The 18,410-nt window shown below is 58.6% G+C and carries 18 protein-coding genes, 1 tRNA gene and 1 riboswitch; of the genes, 10 read left to right on the top strand and 9 right to left on the bottom strand.

Features of this window, described 5'->3' with window-relative positions; genetic code table 11:
* Positions 1-105 precede the first annotated feature (105 nt).
* From GOW72_RS16205 to GOW72_RS16170, 8 genes are all read left to right on the top strand, one after another.
* Positions 106-195, top strand: a tRNA-Ser gene (locus GOW72_RS16205).
* A gap of 377 nt (positions 196-572) precedes the next feature.
* Positions 573-780: riboswitch (cobalamin riboswitch) on the bottom strand.
* Between the two features lie 683 nt (positions 781-1,463).
* Positions 1,464-1,763, top strand: a complete 300-nt coding sequence (locus GOW72_RS16200; protein WP_170367558.1) for a hypothetical protein — start codon at positions 1,464-1,466, stop codon at positions 1,761-1,763.
* 324 nt (positions 1,764-2,087) lie between these two features.
* Positions 2,088-2,426 carry a hypothetical protein gene (locus tag GOW72_RS16195; RefSeq protein WP_170367557.1) on the top strand — a complete coding sequence of 113 codons (339 nt, stop codon included), beginning with the start codon at positions 2,088-2,090 and terminating at the stop codon, positions 2,424-2,426.
* Between the two features lie 55 nt (positions 2,427-2,481).
* The gene (locus GOW72_RS16190; protein WP_170367556.1) at positions 2,482-3,096 is read left to right on the top strand and encodes a hypothetical protein; all 615 of its coding nucleotides are present in this window, start codon (positions 2,482-2,484) and stop codon (positions 3,094-3,096) included.
* Between the two features lie 53 nt (positions 3,097-3,149).
* Entirely contained in the window at positions 3,150-3,455 is a 306-nt protein-coding gene (locus GOW72_RS16185; protein WP_170367555.1) for a hypothetical protein, read from the top strand.
* Between the two features lie 41 nt (positions 3,456-3,496).
* The gene (locus tag GOW72_RS16180) at positions 3,497-3,670 is read left to right on the top strand and encodes a hypothetical protein (RefSeq protein ID WP_170367554.1); all 174 of its coding nucleotides are present in this window, start codon (positions 3,497-3,499) and stop codon (positions 3,668-3,670) included.
* Positions 3,671-4,452: 782 nt separating this feature from the next.
* A complete protein-coding gene (locus tag GOW72_RS16175) occupies positions 4,453-5,886 on the top strand; it encodes a hypothetical protein (protein WP_170367553.1) in 1,434 nt (477 codons plus the stop codon).
* The gene (locus GOW72_RS16170; RefSeq protein ID WP_170367552.1) at positions 5,876-6,817 is read left to right on the top strand and encodes a metallophosphoesterase family protein; all 942 of its coding nucleotides are present in this window, start codon (positions 5,876-5,878) and stop codon (positions 6,815-6,817) included. The genes GOW72_RS16175 and GOW72_RS16170 overlap by 11 nt, the downstream gene beginning before the upstream one ends.
* Here the strand turns inward: GOW72_RS16170 and GOW72_RS16165 are convergent, their stop codons facing one another.
* On the bottom strand, positions 6,818-7,576 hold the full coding sequence (locus tag GOW72_RS16165; protein ID WP_170367551.1) for a DUF4956 domain-containing protein: 759 nt from the start codon (positions 7,574-7,576) through the stop codon (positions 6,818-6,820). It lies immediately after the preceding gene.
* Positions 7,577-7,771: 195 nt separating this feature from the next.
* Here GOW72_RS16165 and GOW72_RS16160 point away from each other — a divergent pair, with 195 nt between their 5' ends.
* On the top strand, positions 7,772-8,686 hold the full coding sequence (locus GOW72_RS16160) for an SdiA-regulated domain-containing protein (protein WP_170367550.1): 915 nt from the start codon (positions 7,772-7,774) through the stop codon (positions 8,684-8,686).
* 176 nt (positions 8,687-8,862) lie between these two features.
* Here GOW72_RS16160 and gyrB read toward each other — a convergent pair whose 3' ends face one another.
* On the bottom strand, positions 8,863-11,280 hold the full coding sequence (gyrB, locus tag GOW72_RS16155) for a DNA topoisomerase (ATP-hydrolyzing) subunit B (RefSeq protein WP_170343110.1): 2,418 nt from the start codon (positions 11,278-11,280) through the stop codon (positions 8,863-8,865).
* Positions 11,281-11,405: 125 nt separating this feature from the next.
* A complete protein-coding gene (locus GOW72_RS16150) occupies positions 11,406-11,978 on the bottom strand; it encodes a TetR/AcrR family transcriptional regulator (RefSeq protein WP_170367549.1) in 573 nt (190 codons plus the stop codon).
* 97 nt (positions 11,979-12,075) lie between these two features.
* On the opposite strand from GOW72_RS16150, the gene GOW72_RS16145 reads away from it, so the two are divergent.
* Positions 12,076-12,642 (top strand): carboxymuconolactone decarboxylase family protein, encoded by a 567-nt coding sequence (locus GOW72_RS16145; protein ID WP_170343112.1) that lies wholly within the window; start codon positions 12,076-12,078, stop codon positions 12,640-12,642.
* A 5-nt stretch (positions 12,643-12,647) separates the two neighbouring features.
* Here GOW72_RS16145 and recF read toward each other — a convergent pair whose 3' ends face one another.
* From recF to GOW72_RS16115, 6 genes are all read right to left on the bottom strand, one after another.
* Positions 12,648-13,748: a DNA replication/repair protein RecF gene (gene recF / locus GOW72_RS16140; RefSeq protein ID WP_170367548.1), complete on the bottom strand. Its 1,101-nt coding sequence runs from the start codon at positions 13,746-13,748 to the stop codon at positions 12,648-12,650.
* Positions 13,749-13,807: 59 nt separating this feature from the next.
* Positions 13,808-14,929 (bottom strand): DNA polymerase III subunit beta, encoded by a 1,122-nt coding sequence (gene dnaN / locus GOW72_RS16135; protein ID WP_170342392.1) that lies wholly within the window; start codon positions 14,927-14,929, stop codon positions 13,808-13,810.
* A 221-nt stretch (positions 14,930-15,150) separates the two neighbouring features.
* The gene (dnaA, locus tag GOW72_RS16130; RefSeq protein ID WP_170342394.1) at positions 15,151-16,542 is read right to left on the bottom strand and encodes a chromosomal replication initiator protein DnaA; all 1,392 of its coding nucleotides are present in this window, start codon (positions 16,540-16,542) and stop codon (positions 15,151-15,153) included.
* A gap of 76 nt (positions 16,543-16,618) precedes the next feature.
* Complete coding sequence (locus tag GOW72_RS16125; protein WP_170343116.1) at positions 16,619-16,846, bottom strand: hypothetical protein; 228 nt, start codon at positions 16,844-16,846, stop codon at positions 16,619-16,621.
* A 238-nt stretch (positions 16,847-17,084) separates the two neighbouring features.
* Positions 17,085-17,348, bottom strand: coding sequence for a 30S ribosomal protein S20 (gene rpsT, locus GOW72_RS16120; protein ID WP_093963612.1), 264 nt, complete (start codon positions 17,346-17,348; stop codon positions 17,085-17,087).
* 230 nt (positions 17,349-17,578) lie between these two features.
* Entirely contained in the window at positions 17,579-18,355 is a 777-nt protein-coding gene (locus GOW72_RS16115; RefSeq protein WP_170367547.1) for an enoyl-CoA hydratase, read from the bottom strand.
* Positions 18,356-18,410: the final 55 nt, after the last annotated feature.

Genomic DNA, 18,410 nt, shown 5'->3' with positions numbered 1-18,410 from the left:
GCGATTCCAAGCGTTTTCAAGGGCTTCGCCCAATCCGGCAAAAATTTCCGGTGGTGCAGGAATTGGCCTTGTATTTCCGTCGCTTGCACGGCTATACCCGTCGGCGGAGACGTGGCCGAGTGGTCGAAGGCGCTCCCCTGCTAAGGGAGTAGGCGGGAAACCGTCTCGAGGGTTCGAATCCCTTCGTCTCCGCCATTACCCATTGATACGGCTAAGATAGTGAAGGGCTTGCTTACAAGTTCTACGTTTTTGCCGCGCGCCTTCGCCGGTGCTCCGCCAGCTTCAAGCACCGTTTGGCAGATGATCCGGCCATGCAGGCGGCACCGGAAACGTCAAAACCTGCCAAACCGTCGTCTTCGGCCAGCGGGGCGCGCAATCGTCCGATCAGGTCAGGCCCGGGCTGTACGGCTGCGCCCTTGGGTCGGCAAGATAGGCAAACCGTGATGTGATGTGTTGATTGTCGGTTCATTTCGGCCTCCGCGAAATCGCGGGCCGGACAGGGAACCAGTCATGTCAGCGGCGTAAGCCGAAAATGCCATCTTGGCCTCCTTCCGAGACACCCCGCCCGGGTTGAGTTGCGTTTGATGATGGCAGGTCTCCTGACTCGCGGTGTATGGCTTGCCCCGCCTTCCCAGACCTATCGGCCCAGTGGCATCCGGGGGTCGCACACCGCCTACAGTTGCGGGGGCAGTCACGGAATTGGCGTCAGAACGGCGCCGCACCGTATTCCCTTTTACCCGACCGCCAAAACGATCGGGAACCATCAGCGCCAATCTCATCAATGAATCGGGCTGCACTGTCAACGACGTTCTGAGCGGCTGCGTGATCGAGGAATCCAAGCGCCCGTTCAGCACCAGCTGAGCGATAGGCCGTGCAGCGAACTACGGTGTTTCAACCAAGTGGATTCGGATAGCCCGGAAGGTCCGGAGACACAGCGGCGCAAGCGGGTAGATTGCAAAGTCTCCGTGAGCGGCCTCGCCTTTTCCCTTTGAATGCAGAATCCTATCGTCGGCAAACGTACGAAAATTTACGCGCGGAAAAATCATTGATTTATCCTGTAATTGATTCAAAAATACGAATTCGACACAACTTTAGCTTTACCTCCGTTGTTGTCGCTGTCGCCCGTTTCGTCGGGCCCTTCCGACTGCTGGAGTGAGTGCTGGCGGTCGGAAGGCATTTCACGAAGATCAGCGTTGGGAGGACGCGGTGCCCGGACTTAACGTACGATCCCTCCCTCGAAAGTTCGCACCGGCTTTTGCCCATGACGTCATTGCGTCAGCACGCTTTGTTCACGGTCCCGGGGATCAGCAGAAATCCTGTCTGCCAGCCACGTCATTGGCGACAGACTTTTTTGGAACGGGAATTACCAGACCGGGGTATGCTCGTATGACTGCATAGACGTGTGCGCGCGAAAAAGAGGCCACCTATTCCACATGTATCGACAAACCCAAGAGGAGAAGAAAGTGATTAACAAAGTCATGATGATTTCAGGCGCGACGTGTTTCGCACTACTAGCGGCCTGTGACGATACGAGCACGTCAAGTGCATCCGCCGAACTGACGCCCGCTCAACAGGCGTGTCTGCGAGACGTGGCCAAAACAACCAACAATTCGCAGGTGGTCGTGCTCTCATCCGCCTTCAGCGAGGCTGGAACACAAGTCACCGTTGGGGTTGGAGAGGATCGGGCTCCGTGGAATTGTATTGCCTACAGTGACGGCGCGACAGCTGGTATCGAGTTCCTGGGCGACGAAGGCGCGTTGTGACCCGTTTGATGCGTAGCCGAAATCGGCTGCGCTGCACTGGCTTGATACGCTGAGGTCCGGCTTGGTCTGCAGAATAACCATCATCGCGTTCGCGACCCTTTACCTGTTGGCGTTGTTAGCGTTTGTGACGGGCACTTTTGGCTGGTTTGGACAGGAACGAGACCCATTGTCCGGCGTATTCCTTTTGCCGCTGGGTCTGCCTTGGGTCCTTGCGGTGGACCTTTTCTCAGAGTCGGCCAAACCGTGGCTCGCGGCGATTGCACCGGTGCTCAACCTGTTGGCACTGGTTCTGATATGCAGATGGGCACGTGGTTTGCGCCAGGAATGAAGGCGGAACTCTTTCCCGCAAAATGGGAGGAAAACATGGGAAAAGTGATCTTGGGGCTTGTGATCGGGCTCATCCTCGGCGTGGTTGGAGCGATGACCTTGGGCGGCGGGGCCGCGATGGGTGTCGGCGTTGCGACAGGCTTGTCCGCCGGTGTGTGCACCACATTGAAGGGAGCTCAGGCCGAGAACCTGATCACCGCCGAGCAAGCAGATCAGATCCTCAATCGCGTGAACTCCGAGATGGCATCATTGCAAGGAATTGAAACGACGGACGAGATCGTCGGCAGCGCACAGGCATGCGATGAATTTCTGGCAAAGTTGCGGGAAGCGAAGTGAGGTTTCTGCTCACCGGAAACATTACATTTACGATAGACCGACAGAGGACCTGCTTATGAAACGCAGTTTTTGGAATCTTTTCACACCCGCACTTGCGATCAGCGGAACGGCCGCCCTGGCCATGTCAGACGCCGACGACGCGTGTATCGACCATCTGCGACAGGTCGGTGGACCGGACGGTCAATCCGGTACGATCGAAAGCTCACAGTTCTCGGAAGCCGGCACGCTCGTCATGCTGCGTGACGCCGGCGGAACACTTTGGCGCTGCATTGCGTACAAGGACGGAAGCATTGGCGAGATGTCGGTTGTCGAGCCGATGGATGATGGTGGCGGAGCCATGGACGGCGCTTCCGGGTCTACAGGTAGCCAGCGCGTCACATTCGATGCCGGATCCACCGGCGCCGAGCTCGTCGGCCAACTCGCGCCAGGGGAATCGCAGCAATACGTTCTTGGCGCGAAGAACGAACAGTTCCTTTACGTCCGCGTTGCTCCCCGAAATGGATCCTTGGACTACGTCATTCGCAACCCCGATGGGTCTGAATTGCTGGGATTGATGTCTGCGGACAAGGAGTATCGCGGACAGCTGTGGCAATCCGGCGATCATGTTGTCGAGGTCATCAACCGCGGCAGCTCTGCCGTCGACTACAACGTCATTTTTGGAATTGAGTAGGTGATCGACCTGAAACCCTGAACCGCATTTCCAAAACAACCGGGGAAAAACCGATGAAGTCCAAGACCCTAGTGGCGATCGGCGCGGTCAGTGTCTCTGTGCTTGCAGGATGCGGCGAAAGTGGCGGATCAGTGGAAGCAAGTGCACCGATTGTGGGCAGTTCCAGCGATCTGTCGTCATTTGAAGGCGCAAGAGCGGGTCAGGCTGAAATGGGCATTCAAAGTCTTGGGTTTGAACTCATCCGAAGCGAAGGGCTGACCTCGTACTGGTTCAACAAGGAGACCGGTGCTTGTGCTCGGATCACGACATCTGAGGGAAGATACTCGGACGTAGAAATGCTGCCCTCAGGTGACTGCTGACACACATCATCAATCCCAAATCTGAAAAAAGGAGCTCCAACTTGCATTTCGACCTGGCACATGCGGCGATTACCGTTGTCGCGTTGATCATTACCAACCTGGCCTTGAAATCGGCCGGTGTGATCAACGAAGAAAACAAACACCAATGGAACTGGAAAGTTGTTCTGGCCTACTTCGTGGTCGTCTTTATCATCAACATGGTGTGGCCGATTTAAAGCTGGAGGGCGAGAAGCCAACCGCCGACCTGACCTGGTTACCGTGAACGCGCCTCTCCGCGGGATTGCCGGCAGGAAAAGCGTGAGCATCGCCGGCTGAAAACAGAAAGGAATACGCATGCGGTTTTTGACGTCCCTCATATTCATCGGTGTTCTGGCAACTGCGGCGAATTCTGACGTCACCAGTCGAAACGGTGGCCCAAGCAACAGCCAGATGCTCTCAAAGGGCAGCGACGGAGGCGTCGACGGCGTCGCTTTCTTTCGCCCAGTCCTAAGCGGCGTTTTGTATCGCTCTGGCTTCAGGGGCGGCGACAAGGGTCGGACGGGCTTGAGCAACGCTCAGCGCGAAACACTGTGCGATGAAGGGTTTTCAGCCGGGTTTTACGCGGATTTCGGCAAGAACACTGAATACGGCCGAACCAGTTGTGGAAACGGATCCTTTGACTATCAGAACGCCAGATCGTCCCGCCCCGGCAGTGTCATGGCCGCCGTACACGAGGTGATTGAGGACCCTGGAAAGGGTCCTGTCCTGGTGCACTGCATGTGGGGCGTTCATTCCTCAGGCGCCTTGTCGGCAATGGCACTTGTTCAGTTTTGCGGTTGGACGGAGGAAAGGGCCAAGGCCTATTGGAATGATGCCCGAAACGGGGCCCCATGTTCGGGCGGGTGTGACCAGTGGATTGACTCGAAATTCTCCAACTTCAGTTTCGACCCCAGTTTGAAGATCTCCGCCGAACAACAGGCCGCGATTTGCCCCAAATGACATCCGGAGGACTATCCAAATGAGATTCAATCTTCTGGGGTCACTGGCTCTCATTGCACCCACAGCCTTGTGGGCGAGCGACGATGTTCGCGGAGAAGCCACGGCATTTGATAGTCCCAATGGTGTTACGGAACGCTGCATTCGGATCGAAAAAGTCCCAACGGGCGAGTACAAGAACAGCGATCTTGAGGAAGAAACTGCCTATTGCGAGATCGATTTCTATGCGCCCGAAATCGCCATTTGCCCAAAAACTTGGAGCACCAGCCCGGGAATGGCCGTCTACGATATTTCGGAAGGACCCTACGTGGGGAACCGCTCTGAGTTCGAGAGAAACGCTTGCAAGGAGGGCAAGTCGGCAAAAGAACTGGCCAATGGCAGAGTGGCCAAATTCAAATCCACCATGAACCAGAAGGGTACAAGCGGAACATTTTCCACCTCGTCACTGCTCTACTATCATTTCTCAAGGTATTTCGACGCGACGGTGAAAGTTCCGGTGGCGGTCTGGCGCAGCATGGACGCTAAGGCGCATCTTACCGAGGTTGCAGAGCCCGGCCTTGCGATTTCCGGCGGATCTCATGGCGGGCGCATGAACCATGAAGGCTGGCGGGTTTTCGTGGCTGCGGATGCCGACCCGAACTCGTACCAACCGACGGATGATCTGTTCACCGCGGATCGAACGCAGATATACGGTGTCCTGCTTGATAGCCCCGGTCATCGCTACGGCTCGGAAATCAACGGCACCCGCAAGTCCGGTTGGGGCAAAGGCCAAAATCGCGATTTTCAGGAAACACCCGCTTTCCTGGCCTTGCGGTCGTCAAAACCCTTGCCCGAGGCCATTGCAGAGGGTGTCAGGGAAGGCCGAAAGGACCGGCAGATCAACAAGGACCTCGGGCCCGAAGTCAGCGACCAACAGATGGCCTTCTGGATGAAGGAGCTTACCGAGATTGTTCTGCTCGACTTCATCTTCAGCCAGCAGGACCGTGTGGGAAATATTGATTTCACGCCCTACTGGTATTGGGTCGAAGACGGAAAACTGAAGAACCAGAAAACGAAGCACCATCAGCCGAATGATGGAGACGTTCCCGCCGATGCAATATTGATCCGTCGCAGCAATCTGAACGACAACGATGCCGGTGGGCGCGTCGAATATGCCAACTTCGCGAAATCCACTCAGATGCTGGAGAAAATGCGGCATTTCTCTCCAAACACTTACCGGCGCCTGGTTGCATTGAACAGTGACCTTCAAACGCAAGGCCCGGTTTACGGCTGGTTGTCACAAAGCTTTGGGCTGTCGGACCGTCAGATTGCGCAGGTCGTCAAAAACACCGCGCTGGCAACATCCATCCTCAAGAGCAATTGTGCCAAAGGCGATCTGGTGTTTGACTTGGACCCTGTCGCATTCTTTTTGAACAAAACTACCGAAGCGGAGGGCCTGGACTGCAATGATCCTTAAGCGTTCGATCACTGTCGCGGCGTTCGTTTGGACGGTCGTGCTCGCCTGCAGAGCGGTCGCTTTGGATGTGATCGTCATATCGGATCTGAACGGCAGCTATGGCTCGGTCAAATACGATGCCCGCATCGAAAAGGCTATCAAGCGGATAATTGAGATTGATCCCGATCTGGTGATTTCGACGGGCGACATGGTCGCCGGGCAACGCATCCCAAACCTTTCAGACAAGCAGGTCAGAGAGATGTGGAAGGCGTTTCACAAGGCGGTGTCCGACCCGCTGGAGGCTGCCGGAATTCCATTTGCGGTCACGCCGGGAAACCATGATGCCTCGGCCTATCGCGGGTTCGAGCGCGAGAGAAAAATATATGCCGAGGAATGGGCCCCCAGAAAGCCAGACGTCAACTTCCTGATGTCGGATGACTATCCGTTCTTCTACGCGTTCGAAATGCAGGGGATAACCTTTGCGTCTTTGGATGCCACGACCCTTGGGCCACTATCCGGCGATCAGCAGGACCAACTTGTGCAACTTGGGGCTGGTGGAGACCCGATTGTCACGTTCAGCCACCTCCCGCTGTGGCCGTTTGCGATCCAGCGCGAACGCGAAATCATCGGTGACCCGACGCTTGAAAAAATCTACCTGCAAAGCGGCGTCGTTCTGCACCTGTCTGGCCACCATCATGCCTTCTACCCTGGCTGGAAAGACGGCGTGGCCTATGTTTCGCAAGCTTGCTTGGGTGGTGGCCCGCGGCGGCTAATCGGTGATCGCGCCAGGTCAACTCACAGTTTCACGCATGTCACCTTCCAGCCGAACGGAGAGTTTGGGATAGCAGTATATCGCGGGCCGGATTTTGAAAGATCTGTCGACTTCAAGTCGCTCCCGACAGAGATCAGATCCCCGAATGCGGTGTTGAAACGTTTAGACCTTGTGAAATGACTAGAAGCTGAGCTTCAACTCAACTTTTTCAGGGACCAAATCGTTTATCATCTCTTCGATGCGGGCCTCGGAAAGTCCACCCGAGGTAATGAAAAGCAATGAAATTCGGGATTTGCCGGGTACATGGTGTTTTCTGATCAGCTTCCAGCCGGCGTCGGCGGCCATCGCTTCAATGGCGCTGCTGACGTTCAATGAGTGCTCCTCGTCCGAAGCCTTAAGCGATATTTCAACGCCCTTGTTTCGCCCTCCGAGCCAAATGAAACACCAACAGACAACCGCCACCAATGTGGCCATCAGCGGCAGGCCCAACCCGACCGCAAGCCCAAGAACGGTTACGACGATCAATTCGACAGTGTCTATCGGATCATCCAAATTGGAGCGAAACCTGAGCAACGCTCCGATGCCGAAGATAACGAACCCGATCATTGACCCGTGCTGGACGACCAGGAACCCCACCGCCATGCCGATCAGCGCATATAGGAAGAAAAGCCTGGGCATGACGATGTCGCCGACACTTCTACGGGCTTTGCGCCGCACCGGATGATAGACGATCAAGCCAGCCAGAACGATCGTGACCAGCACATCAAGAGAAAAGAAATACAGTTCCTGTTTGCCGCGAAACTGCGTCCATCTGCGTTCGATCAGAATCTCCGATTCCGAAGCCCCGGCTAGCATCGTCGCCGGGTCGATTTGCGACATCGCGGCACCGGGCAACAGCAGCATCAACAACACAGTCACAAACGGGAAAATCGTATTCAATTCATCGTCCTTCCTGCTTGTGCCCAGACAGTACACGTCATCACGCGCAAATCGCGCCCCTTACAAGTCAATCCCAACAAGGAGGATCAGGTAAAGAGTTCAAAGCGCATTCTCCCGACATCGCAGACAAGTTGTGATACGAATGCGATAAAGGGGTGTGTCACACACACGAGAAAATCGAAGGGCAGAAAGCACGTGTTTCCGTCAAAGCCTGAAATTTCACGGCGCTTCTGCAAATTTGGAAGATCCGCTCTTGCGGCCAGCTTCCTAGCGGCAGCGTTTTTGCCTTGGTCTGGCTCTGCCTATGCAAAAAGTGCTGATCTGGTTCTGGTCGATAGATTCAAGGTGGCGGACAAATCAAAGGGATTTTCCGAACCTTCCGGTTTGTCGCTGTCCAACGCCGAAGGCTTCCTGTGGTCTGTAAGCGACGCTGAGCCAAAACTGCACCTACTTCGAATCGACGGAGTATTGGGAAAGTCCTTCCAGTTGCCCCCTTTGGCCGGATCAGATTTGGAGGGCGTCGCGTCGCGAAAAGACGGGTCGGTTTTGCTCCTCCAGGAAACCGATCGATCGATATTGGTCGTTCAACCAACCGACCCTATCCAACTGACAAGGGTCCCACTTGCGTCCCTCAAGGGGTACCCGGCCGCTGCCGAACTGCTGGTCGGCAACCCGCTGAACAAGGGGCCTGAGGGCATCACCGTCGACCCGGACACTGGGCGAGTATTCGTTGTCATTGAAGGACAACCGCGTCTGTTGCTGGTCGTGTCACCGGACCTAACTGAAATTCAGGAAGTCATCCCTTTGGATCGTGGATCTGGTTTTGTTTCGGATCGCGTGAATGACGATGAACTGGATGTGAGCGGTTTGGCTTGGTCCGTGTCGGGTGTGCTGTGGATTCTCAGCGACAAGGGACGCCAGATCTTTTTGTACGATCCAGAGACGAGAACAGCAGATACGATCGAACTGACGTATATGAAAAATGGAGACCGAAAGGTCGTGAAGCACCCCGAAGGGATCGCCTTGGATGAGGCCAAAGGGCTTCTCTACATCCTCACGGACGATGCCGAGAAGTCGCGCCTGTACGTTTTCAATATCCCTGAGATTTGATCGCTACTGCACGGAACTCACCCCGTACGGATGACTTAGCCAAGAAAGCCCGCATTGGGTCCAACTTCCTTGATCCGCGCCACTCAGAACCGCTCCCAGGCCGCGTTTTTTGGCCGTAGGAGGGTCCTGAAAAAAGCTGCCGTCAGTTGGGCCGGTTCAGTCGTCTTGCGAAACGACTAGAAATCCAGGTTTTCCACGCTCAGCGCGTTTTTCTGGATGAATTCACGGCGCGGCTCGACCACGTCGCCCATCAGCTTGGTGAACAAGTCATCGGCCTCGACCATGTCATCGACACGCACCTGTAGCAATGTCCGCGCATCCGGATCCAGCGTAGTTTCCCACAGCTGATCGGGGTTCATCTCACCCAGGCCCTTGTAGCGCTGGAGCGACAGGCCTTTTTCGCCCTCTTCCAAAATGGCGCGCAGCAGATCCAGCGGGCCGTGGATGACCTGCGACCGGTCGCGGCGGACCAATGTGGCCGGCAGGTTGTAGACGTCCTGCAGGCTCTGGGTAAAGCTGCCGGTCTTGCGTGCCTCGCCGGAACGCAGCATCGGACCGTCCAGCGTGCGGACTTCCTCGACGCCGCGCAGGATGCGCGCCAGTCGGATACCATGATCCTGAGTGATCCGGCCCTGCCAGCCGCGCTCGTATTCCAGCGCAATCAGGTCCAGCCGCGCCGCGACCTTGTCGGCCACGCCCTGCAGGTCGGCATCCACCGCCCCGGGCACAAACGCCCCGGCAACGGCAGCCTGTTCAAGAATGTGACGCGGGTAATGCGTCGGGAAGGCGTCCAATACGCGCTTGAGTTGGCGCGCCTCGTCCACCACACGGGTCAGATCCTGACCCACGATCTCTTCACCCGAGCCCAACTTGAGCACGGCGCCCTCGACACCCTGGTTGATCAGATAGTCGTCAAGCGCCGCTTGATCCTTCAGGTAAACCTCTGACTTTCCTCGTGAAACCTTATAAAGCGGCGGCTGCGCGATGTAGAGATATCCACCCTCGATCAACTCGGGCATCTGACGGTAGAAGAACGTCAGCAGCAGGGTCCGGATATGTGCACCGTCCACGTCGGCATCGGTCATGATGACGATCTTGTGGTAGCGCAGCTTCGAGATGTCGAACTCGTCCCGGCCAATACCGGTGCCAAGCGCCATCACAAGGTTGCCTATTTCCTGGCTGGACAGCATTCGGTCGAACCGCGCACGTTCGACGTTCAGAATCTTGCCGCGCAAAGGTAGAACCGCCTGCGTCAGACGATCGCGACCGGTCTGCGCCGATCCGCCGGCCGAGTCCCCCTCGACCAGGAAAACTTCGCTTTTGGCCGGGTCCTTCTCAGAGCAATCCTTGAGCTTGCCGGCCAGATAGTTGACGTCCATCGCCGTCTTGCGTCGGGTCAGTTCGCGGGCTTTCCTCGCCGCTTCGCGCGCCAAGGCGGCCTCGATGATCTTGCCGACGATGGTTTTGGCCACGTTGGGGTTCTCCTCGAACCACTCGGCCAGTTTCTCGTTCATCAACCCTTCGACAGCCGGTCGCACTTCCGAGCTGACAAGCTTGTCCTTGGTCTGGCTGGAAAACTTCGGGTCAGGTACTTTGACGGACAGCACGCAGGTCAGGCCTTCGCGCGCATCATCGCCGGTGAAGCTGACCTTTTCCTTTTTCGCGATCCCGCTGGACTGTGCGTAGTTGTTGATCGTGCGGGTCAGCGCTCCACGGAAGCCAGCGACATGCGTGCCGCCATCCCGCTGGGGGATGTTGTTGGTAAATGGCAGGACGGTTTCGTGATAGCTGTCGTTCCACCACATCGCGATCTCGACCCCGATATCGTCGCGCTCGCCCTTGATATAGATGGGCTCGGGCATGGCCGGAGTTTTCGACCGGTCGAGGTATTTCACGAATTCCTTGACGCCGCCCTCGTAGAACAGTTCGGTCTCAAGCCGCTCGGCCGGCCGTTCGTCAATCAGAATGATCCGAACGCCCGAGTTCAGGAAGGCCAGTTCGCGCAACCGCTTCTCCAGCGTCTCGAACGAATACTCCAGGTTCGAGAACGTATTGGTCGAAGCCAGGAACCGCACCTCGGTCCCGGTCCGGTCGCCGCATTCGCCGACCACTTTCAGATGCTCCGAGGTTTCGCCGCCCTCAAACCGGGCGAAATGCTCTTTGCCGTTGCGCCAGATGCGCAGCTCCAGCCAATCGGACAGAGCGTTCACCACCGAAACGCCCACGCCGTGCAGACCGCCCGACACCTTGTACGAGTTCGAGTCGAATTTCCCGCCGGCGTGCAGCTGGGTCATGATGACCTCGGCCGCCGAGACGCCTTCTTCGGGGTGGATGTCCACCGGAATCCCGCGACCATTGTCGCTGACCGAGACGCTGGAATCGGCGTGAATCTTGACGGTCACATGGTCGGCGTGACCGGCCAGAGCCTCGTCAATGCCGTTGTCCACGACCTCGTACACCATGTGGTGCAGACCGGACCCGTCGTCGGTGTCACCGATATACATACCGGGGCGTTTGCGGACAGCCTCCAACCCCTTGAGAACCTTTATGGAATCTGCGCCGTATTCCTGATTTGCCTGTGCGTCTTCGGACATGCCGTCAGTACCTATATTATTTTGGTAAGTTATACGTTCTCTGGTGGGGAATGTCACGTCATCCCCCCAGATTTTGTGCCGGTTCTTTCAGGCGCGAGCCGAGCTGATCTGCCGACCTCAGACGGTCACAATCTATCCAGATCGGCGGCGATATCAGCAGCGATTTGGCGGGCATCGACATCGCCGCGCTCGGCCGACAGGCGCAGGCCCAAAAGGTCGGACTGATAGCGCGTCGCCAGCCGCTCGGGATCATGGTCGAGACCGATCTGCCCCTGCGCCTGCGCCTGCCGGAACAGATCGGCGAAACAGGCCTTCATCCGCGACAGATGGATCGCGGCCAGTTGCGCCAGATCATGGTCCTTTGCGCTCAACTCGGCATAGGTCTTGGCCAGCATGCAGGCCTTTGCGGGCGCGTTCGCGGCCTCGACGACCAAACGCGGCTGGGTCTTGAGCGCACCCAGCGGCCCCAGTTCCTGGGCGAGAGCTTCAAGCCGGGCAACACCTTCATCCGCATAGCGCTCCAGCGTCAGGGCATACAAGGCGTCCTTTGACCCGAAAGCGGCGTAAAAGCTGCCGGGCTTCAGCTTCAGCGCATTCTCGAGATCCTTCAGGGACGTGCCCGCCCAACCCTGACGCCAGAACAGGTCTCGGGCCTGCGCGATCAGCGCGTCACGGTCATAGGCAGGTTTGCGGGGCATGTGATCACCAATTCTTGAACGATTACTCAAATATATACTTGAGTGATCGCTCAATAAAGCCTATTTCGGACTCAGCCGCCAGAAAAGGAGACCCGAAATGGCCGATTTTCCCTCGCATGACCTCAACACCGCCCCTGAAGGTTCAAAACCCCTGCTCGAGAAATCGCAGGCCGCGTTTGGCCGCCTGCCGGGCCTGCACAAGGTCATGGCCGAAAGCCCACAGCACCTTGAGGCCTATCAGGTTCTGCACCACCTGTTCCTGCAGACCGATTTCGACAATGACGAGAAAACGGTCGTCTGGCAGACCATCAACGTGGAAAACGAATGCCACTATTGCGTTCCGGCCCATACCGGCATCGCCAAGATGATGAAGGTGTCCGACGAGATCACCGAAGCGCTGCGCAATGAAACCCCGCTGCCCTCGCCCAAGCTCGAAGCACTGCGTACGTTCACGGTGCAGGTGATGAACCAGCGCGGCAACGTCACCGACGCGCAGTTGCAGGCGTTTTTTGATGCGGGCTATTCGCACCGCGCCGTTCTGGACGTGATCCTGGGCCTGGCGCAGAAAACCATGTCGAACTACGTCAACCACATGGCCCAGACGCCGGTGGACGAGGTGATGCGTCCCTTCCTGTGGGAACGCAAGGTTGGCGAGCCGGCCTGATCCGCTCAGGCGGGGGTGACGGTCGAGCCGTCACCCGCGTCATTGACCACGAAAGACTGCGCCCGGTCGCCCAGTTCGGCGAACAACTCGGGGCCTGTTCCGGTCATCCAGGCCTGCGCCCCCAGCGCGCAGATTTCATCATACAGCGCCGCCCGACGGTCCGCGTCCAGATGGGCCGCCACCTCGTCCAGCAACAGGATCGGCGGTGCTCCGACCTGCGCGGCCAGCGCCCGCGCGTTGGACAGAATCAACGACACCAACAGCGCCTTCTGCTCTCCGGTCGAACACTCACTGGCCGCAACGCCTTTGGCGGCAAAAACCCCATACAGATCCGACCGGTGCGGCCCCACCAATGTGCGCCCCGCCGCCAGGTCGCGGAACCGGTTTTCGGCCAGCGCCTCCAACAGATCCTGCGCGCTTTCGGGCATGTCCCCTTCGGACTGAACAAGTTCCAGTTCCGCCGAGGGAAAGGCGGTCTCGGCCTGTTCCTGCGCCGCGCGCAACTGCGCCAGAGCACCCAGCCGCGCGGTATGAATGCGATGCCCGGTTTCGGCCATCTGAGCCTCGAGCGCCGCGTACCAATGCGCGTCACGCACCTGCTCTTTCAGCAGGCGGTTCCGTTCGCGCATGGCCTTTTCATAGATCAACGCGGCCTCGGCATGGCTCGGATCGAAACTCAGCGTCACCCGGTCCAGAAAGCGCCGCCGGCCTTCGGCGCCTTCGATCCAAAGCCGGTCCATCGCGGGCATCAGCCAGACGACCCGCGCCAGCTTGCCCAGATCGATCTGGCTGGCTGCCTTTCCGTCGATCCGGACCTGCCGCGCTGCGCCCCCCTCGGACCAGGTTTCGATCTCGGACCGGCAGCCCTGAACGTCCAGAAGACCGCTCAGCTTCCAGCCCAGCGCCTCGGGCCGGCGCGTCATCTCGGCGGCGCTGGCCCGGCGCATGCCGCGGCCGGGTGAAAACAGGGATACCGCCTCGAGGATATTGGTCTTGCCGGCCCCGTTCGGCCCGTACAAGGCCACCGGCCGCCCGTCCAGCGCCATGCGCGCCAGCTTGTGCGACCGAAAATGCGAGACCGTCAATTCGGTCAGGGCCAAAGCCATGACCCCTCCCTTCATTCTTGCACAAACACGCGCGCCGGACGCACCCCGCGCCCGTGCGATCAGACGCGCATCGGCATCACGACATAGACCGCGCTCTGGTCATTGCCTTCGCGCATCAGGGTCGGGTCGCCCGCCGAATTGAACAGGAACACCGCGTTCTCGCGGTCCACCTGGCTTGCGATTTCCAGCAGGTACTTGGCGTTGAAGCCGATTTCCAGCCGTTCGTCGCCATAGGCCACGGCCAGCTCCTCCTCGGCGGCGCCGCTGTCGGGCGCATTCACCGACAGGACCAGCTTGTCGCCGTCCAACTGCAGCTTTACCGCACGGGACCGCTCGGACGACACGGTTGCCACCCGGTCGACAGCCTGGGCGAACTCGGCCGCGTCCACTTCCATCTTACGGGTGTTGTTCTGCGGAATCACGCGGGTGTAGTCGGGGAAAGTCCCATCGATCACCTTCGAGGTCAGCGTGATGTCGGGTGTCGCAAAGCGCACCTTGGTTTCGCTGACCGACACCGCGATGTCCATGTCGTCATCTTCCAGCAGCTTGCGCAGCTCGCCCACCGTTTTGCGCGGCACGATCACGCCAGGCATATCGGCGGCCCCGTCGGGGCAATCCGCGTCGATCCGCGCCAGACGATGCCCGTCCGTGGCCACGCAGCGCAACACCTTGCCGCCCTCAGGGCCATCCGTCACGTGCATGTAGACGCCGTTCAGGTAATACCGGGTCTCTTCCGTCGAGATGGCGAATTTCGACTTGTCGAAAAGCCGCCGCAGCAGAGCCGCCGAAGCGGTGAAGTTCGACTGGTACTCCGAGGACGCCATCACCGGGAAATCCTCTTTCGGCAGGGTCGCCAGCGAGAAGTTCGACCGCCCCGCCTCGACCGTCAGCCGGCCAGCCGCGCTGTCGGCGGTCAGCGTGACCAGCGCGCCATCGGGCAGCTTGCGCACGATCTCGTGCAGAGTCGTTGCCGCAACCGTGGTTGCACCCGCCTTTTCGACCTGCGCGGGGGCCTTGTCGACCACCTCGATATCCAGATCGGTCGCGCGGAACAGAACCTGATCGCCCTCGGCCTCGATCAGCACGTTGGCCAGGATTGGAATCGTGTTGCGGCGTTCCACAACGGATTGGGCCTGCGAAACGGCCTTGAGCAGCGTGCCGCGTTCGATGCTGATCTTCATACCCTCAATTCCTCTGATTTGAGTGCTTACATGGGCGGGACTGGCAAGTTAGCGGTTCAGCCCTGAGGCACAAGGATTTTTTACCGATTTCTGGGTCGGAACGCGCAAACCGTCAAGGTCCCGAGCGGCCCTGCGCCCCAGTTCCGTGGAAATCGTGGAAAAATGCGCACAGAAAAACCGCCCCCGCGCAGAGCCGGGACGGCTTTTCGAATTGCAGGGGCTCAGGCTTCGAGCGCCCGGCGCAGCATTTCCACATCTTCGGCGATCTGACCGTCGGTCAGCTTCAGCTCTTCGATGCGTTTGACGCCGTGCATGACGGTGGTGTGGTCACGCCCGCCAAAGCGGCGGCCGATCTCGGGCAGCGACCGGCTGGTCAGCTGCTTGCACAGATACATCGCCACCTGACGCGGGCGGGCATAGGACCGCAGACGTTTCGGCCCGATGATGTCGGACAGGCGGATGTTGTAATAGTCGGAAACCTTGCGCTGGATCTCTTCGACGGTGATCTTGCGTTCCGAGGCGCGCAGCACGTCGGCCAGACAGTCCTGCGTCAGTTCCATGTCGATCTCACGGCCGACCAGCGAGGCAAAGGCGAACAGCCGGGTCAGCGCCCCTTCCAGAACGCGTACGTTGGTCGAGATGCGATGGGCCAGGAATTCCAGCACGCCATCGGCGATCTTCAGGTCGGGATAGGTCTTGGCGTATTGCTGCACCTTGTTCTGCAGAATGCCCAGGCGCAACTCGTAATCGGTCGGGTGCAGGTCAACCACCAGTCCGCATTGCAGACGCGACTTGACCCGTTCCTCCAGATCCTTGATTTCACCCGGCGCGCGGTCGGCCGAGATGATGATCTGCTTGTTTTGATCCACCAGCGCGTTGAAGGTGTGAAAGAACTCCTCCTGCGTCGAATCCTTGCCGGCGATGAACTGCACGTCATCGACCATCAGCACGTCGACCGAGCGGAACAGGTGTTTGAAATCCATCATCCGGCGTTCGCGCAGGGCCTGTACGAAGCGGTACATGAACTGTTCGGCAGACAGGTACAGCACATTGAGCTCGGGGCGTTTGGTCTTCAGCTCCCAGGCGATGGCATGCATCAGGTGCGTTTTACCGAGGCCAACACCACCGTACAGAACCAGCGGATTGAATGTGACGGGGCCGCCTTCGGAAACACGGCGCGCGGCGGCATGGGCCAGTTCGTTCGGCTTGCCGACGACGAAGGTGTCGAAGGTAAAGCGCGCGTCCAACGGTGCGGCCTGCAGCGACTCGAGCGCCTCATTGGTTCCGTTGCTTTCCGGTGCCAGCTCGATATTGACCGGCTCGGGCTGGTCTTCGACCGGCTGGACCGCGGCGGCGGGACGCGCCGGTGAGTTGGCGGCCACCCGGAAGGCCAGGCGCTGAACCGACTCTCCGGCCGTGTTCAGCTCGTACAGAATGAGGTCTGCAAAATTTTGACTGACGTAGTTCCCCATGAAGTTGGTCGGAACCGAAAAAACGGCCACGCCTCCCTTCAATTCCTGAAATTCCAGTGGTTCAATCCAGGTCGTAAAATTGTTCCGGCCCACGGCCTTCAGCAATTTGTTACGCAGTTGTCCCCATTTTTCTTGTGTCATCCAGCGCCTCACGCATCCCAATATTTTTGACCTAATCGGCCTTATGATTGTGACCGGTATCCCGGTTCTTATGCGTTCACTCGCGCGCAGATATTCGATCGCCGAAACCCCAGGAGTCGGCGGGAATATCAGTGGTCACGACGCTTGCCTGTTTGACGACGACCAAAAAGTACAGCCGCCCAAACCGCGGTTTGCGCCACGCAGTTCCAGTTTTCGACAGGGCCAAGATCATCGGAGTAGCCGAGATCCGCAGCAGATCGTCAAACCGGTTGGCACCGGTTGCCGACATTCGCCCCTGGATCATTCTGATGCCCGTCAGTCCGATCGCAGGAACAGCCTGTCCCCCCAAGCGAGTGAATCGCTGAAACTGTCGTAGCAAGAGGCAATGGGGCCGGGCAACGAAACTCTGATATTGACTCGGGTCTTTGGGCGAAAGAATCTCTCGGTTTCGTGAAGGCGCGGCATTCTGGCAACAACGCAAAAGGCGCCGCACGGGGCGACGCCTTCAAAACCGGAATGAACCAGCAAATGTTGACGCTAGGTCAACCCAGCGCTTTGACGCGCGCCGACAGGCGCGACATCTTGCGGGCTGCGGTGTTCTTGTGGAACACGCCTTTGGTGACGCCGCGCATCAGCTCGGGCTGGGCCGCGCGCAGAGCGGCGGTTGCCGCGTCCTTGTCGCCGGATGCGATAGCTTCTTCGACCTTGCGCAGGAAGGTGCGGATGCGCGAACGACGTGCTTTGTTGATTGCATAACGCTTCTCGTTCTGACGAGCGCGCTTCTTTGCCTGGGGCGAGTTTGCCATGTGTCTCTGACCTTTGTTCGGTACGTTTGTCTAGGGTTGCACGTCACGGAATTACCCGCACCGGATCAGAAATCACGAGTGTGAATCGGGCCAAGCGGGCCGCACGCGCATGTATGGTGGCGGTCAATAGCCAAGTTTTCAGACTTTGCCAAGCCGATTCTTGGCTTTGTTGCCCGCCATGAAAAAAGGCGGGCAACGCCCGCCTGATCCTGCAGTCTTGTCGGCGCCGGTTATTTGTCGCGGAACTGGGCCGCGCGCTTTTCAAGGAATGCGCCCATGCCTTCCTTCTGGTCTTCGGTCGCGAACATCGAATGGAACACGCGCCGCTCGAACAGCATGCCCTCGCTCAGCGGCACCTCGTAGCTGCGGTTGACAGCCTCTTTCGCGGCCATCGCGGTCAGCAGCGATTTCTCGGCAATCTTCTGGGCTGCGCCGGTCGCCTCTTCGATCAGCTTCTTGGCCGGCACCACGCGCGACACGAGGCCCGAGCGCTCGGCCTCTTCGGCATCCATGAAACGCCCGGTCAGGTTCATGTCCATCGCCTTGGACTTGCCCACGAACCGCGTCAGGCGCTGGCTGCCGCCCATCCCGGCGATGACGCCCAGATTGATCTCAGGCTGGCCGAACTTGGCGGTGTCTGCGGCGATGATGAAATCGCACATCATGGCCAGCTCGCACCCGCCGCCCAGCGCATAGCCCGCCACCGCCGCGATGATCGGCTTGCGGATCGCGGTGATCCGGTCGTTGGCGTCGGCGAACAGGTTGGTGGTGTAGACATCGACAAAGCTCATCTCGGACATCTCCTTGATGTCCGCGCCCGCGGCGAATGCCTTTTCCGATCCGGTGATGACGATGCAGCGCACCTTGTCATTGGTGTCCGCGTCCTCGAGCGCCTCGCACAGCTCACCCAGAAGCTGAGTGTTCAGCGCGTTCAACGCATCGGGTCTGTTGAGCTTGATTAGGGCGACGTGGTCTTCGATTTCGACGATGATCGTCTCAAAAGCCATGAGGTCTGAGCTTTCGGTTGTTCCGTTCAGGTCCAATTCCTTACCACGCGGAAAA

It is taken from the genome of Ruegeria arenilitoris, assembly GCF_013032855.1.
Lineage (GTDB): Bacteria > Pseudomonadota > Alphaproteobacteria > Rhodobacterales > Rhodobacteraceae > Ruegeria > Ruegeria arenilitoris.
The sequence above is the reverse complement of the archived record's forward strand: the minus strand, read 5'-3'. Positions and strand labels throughout refer to the sequence as shown.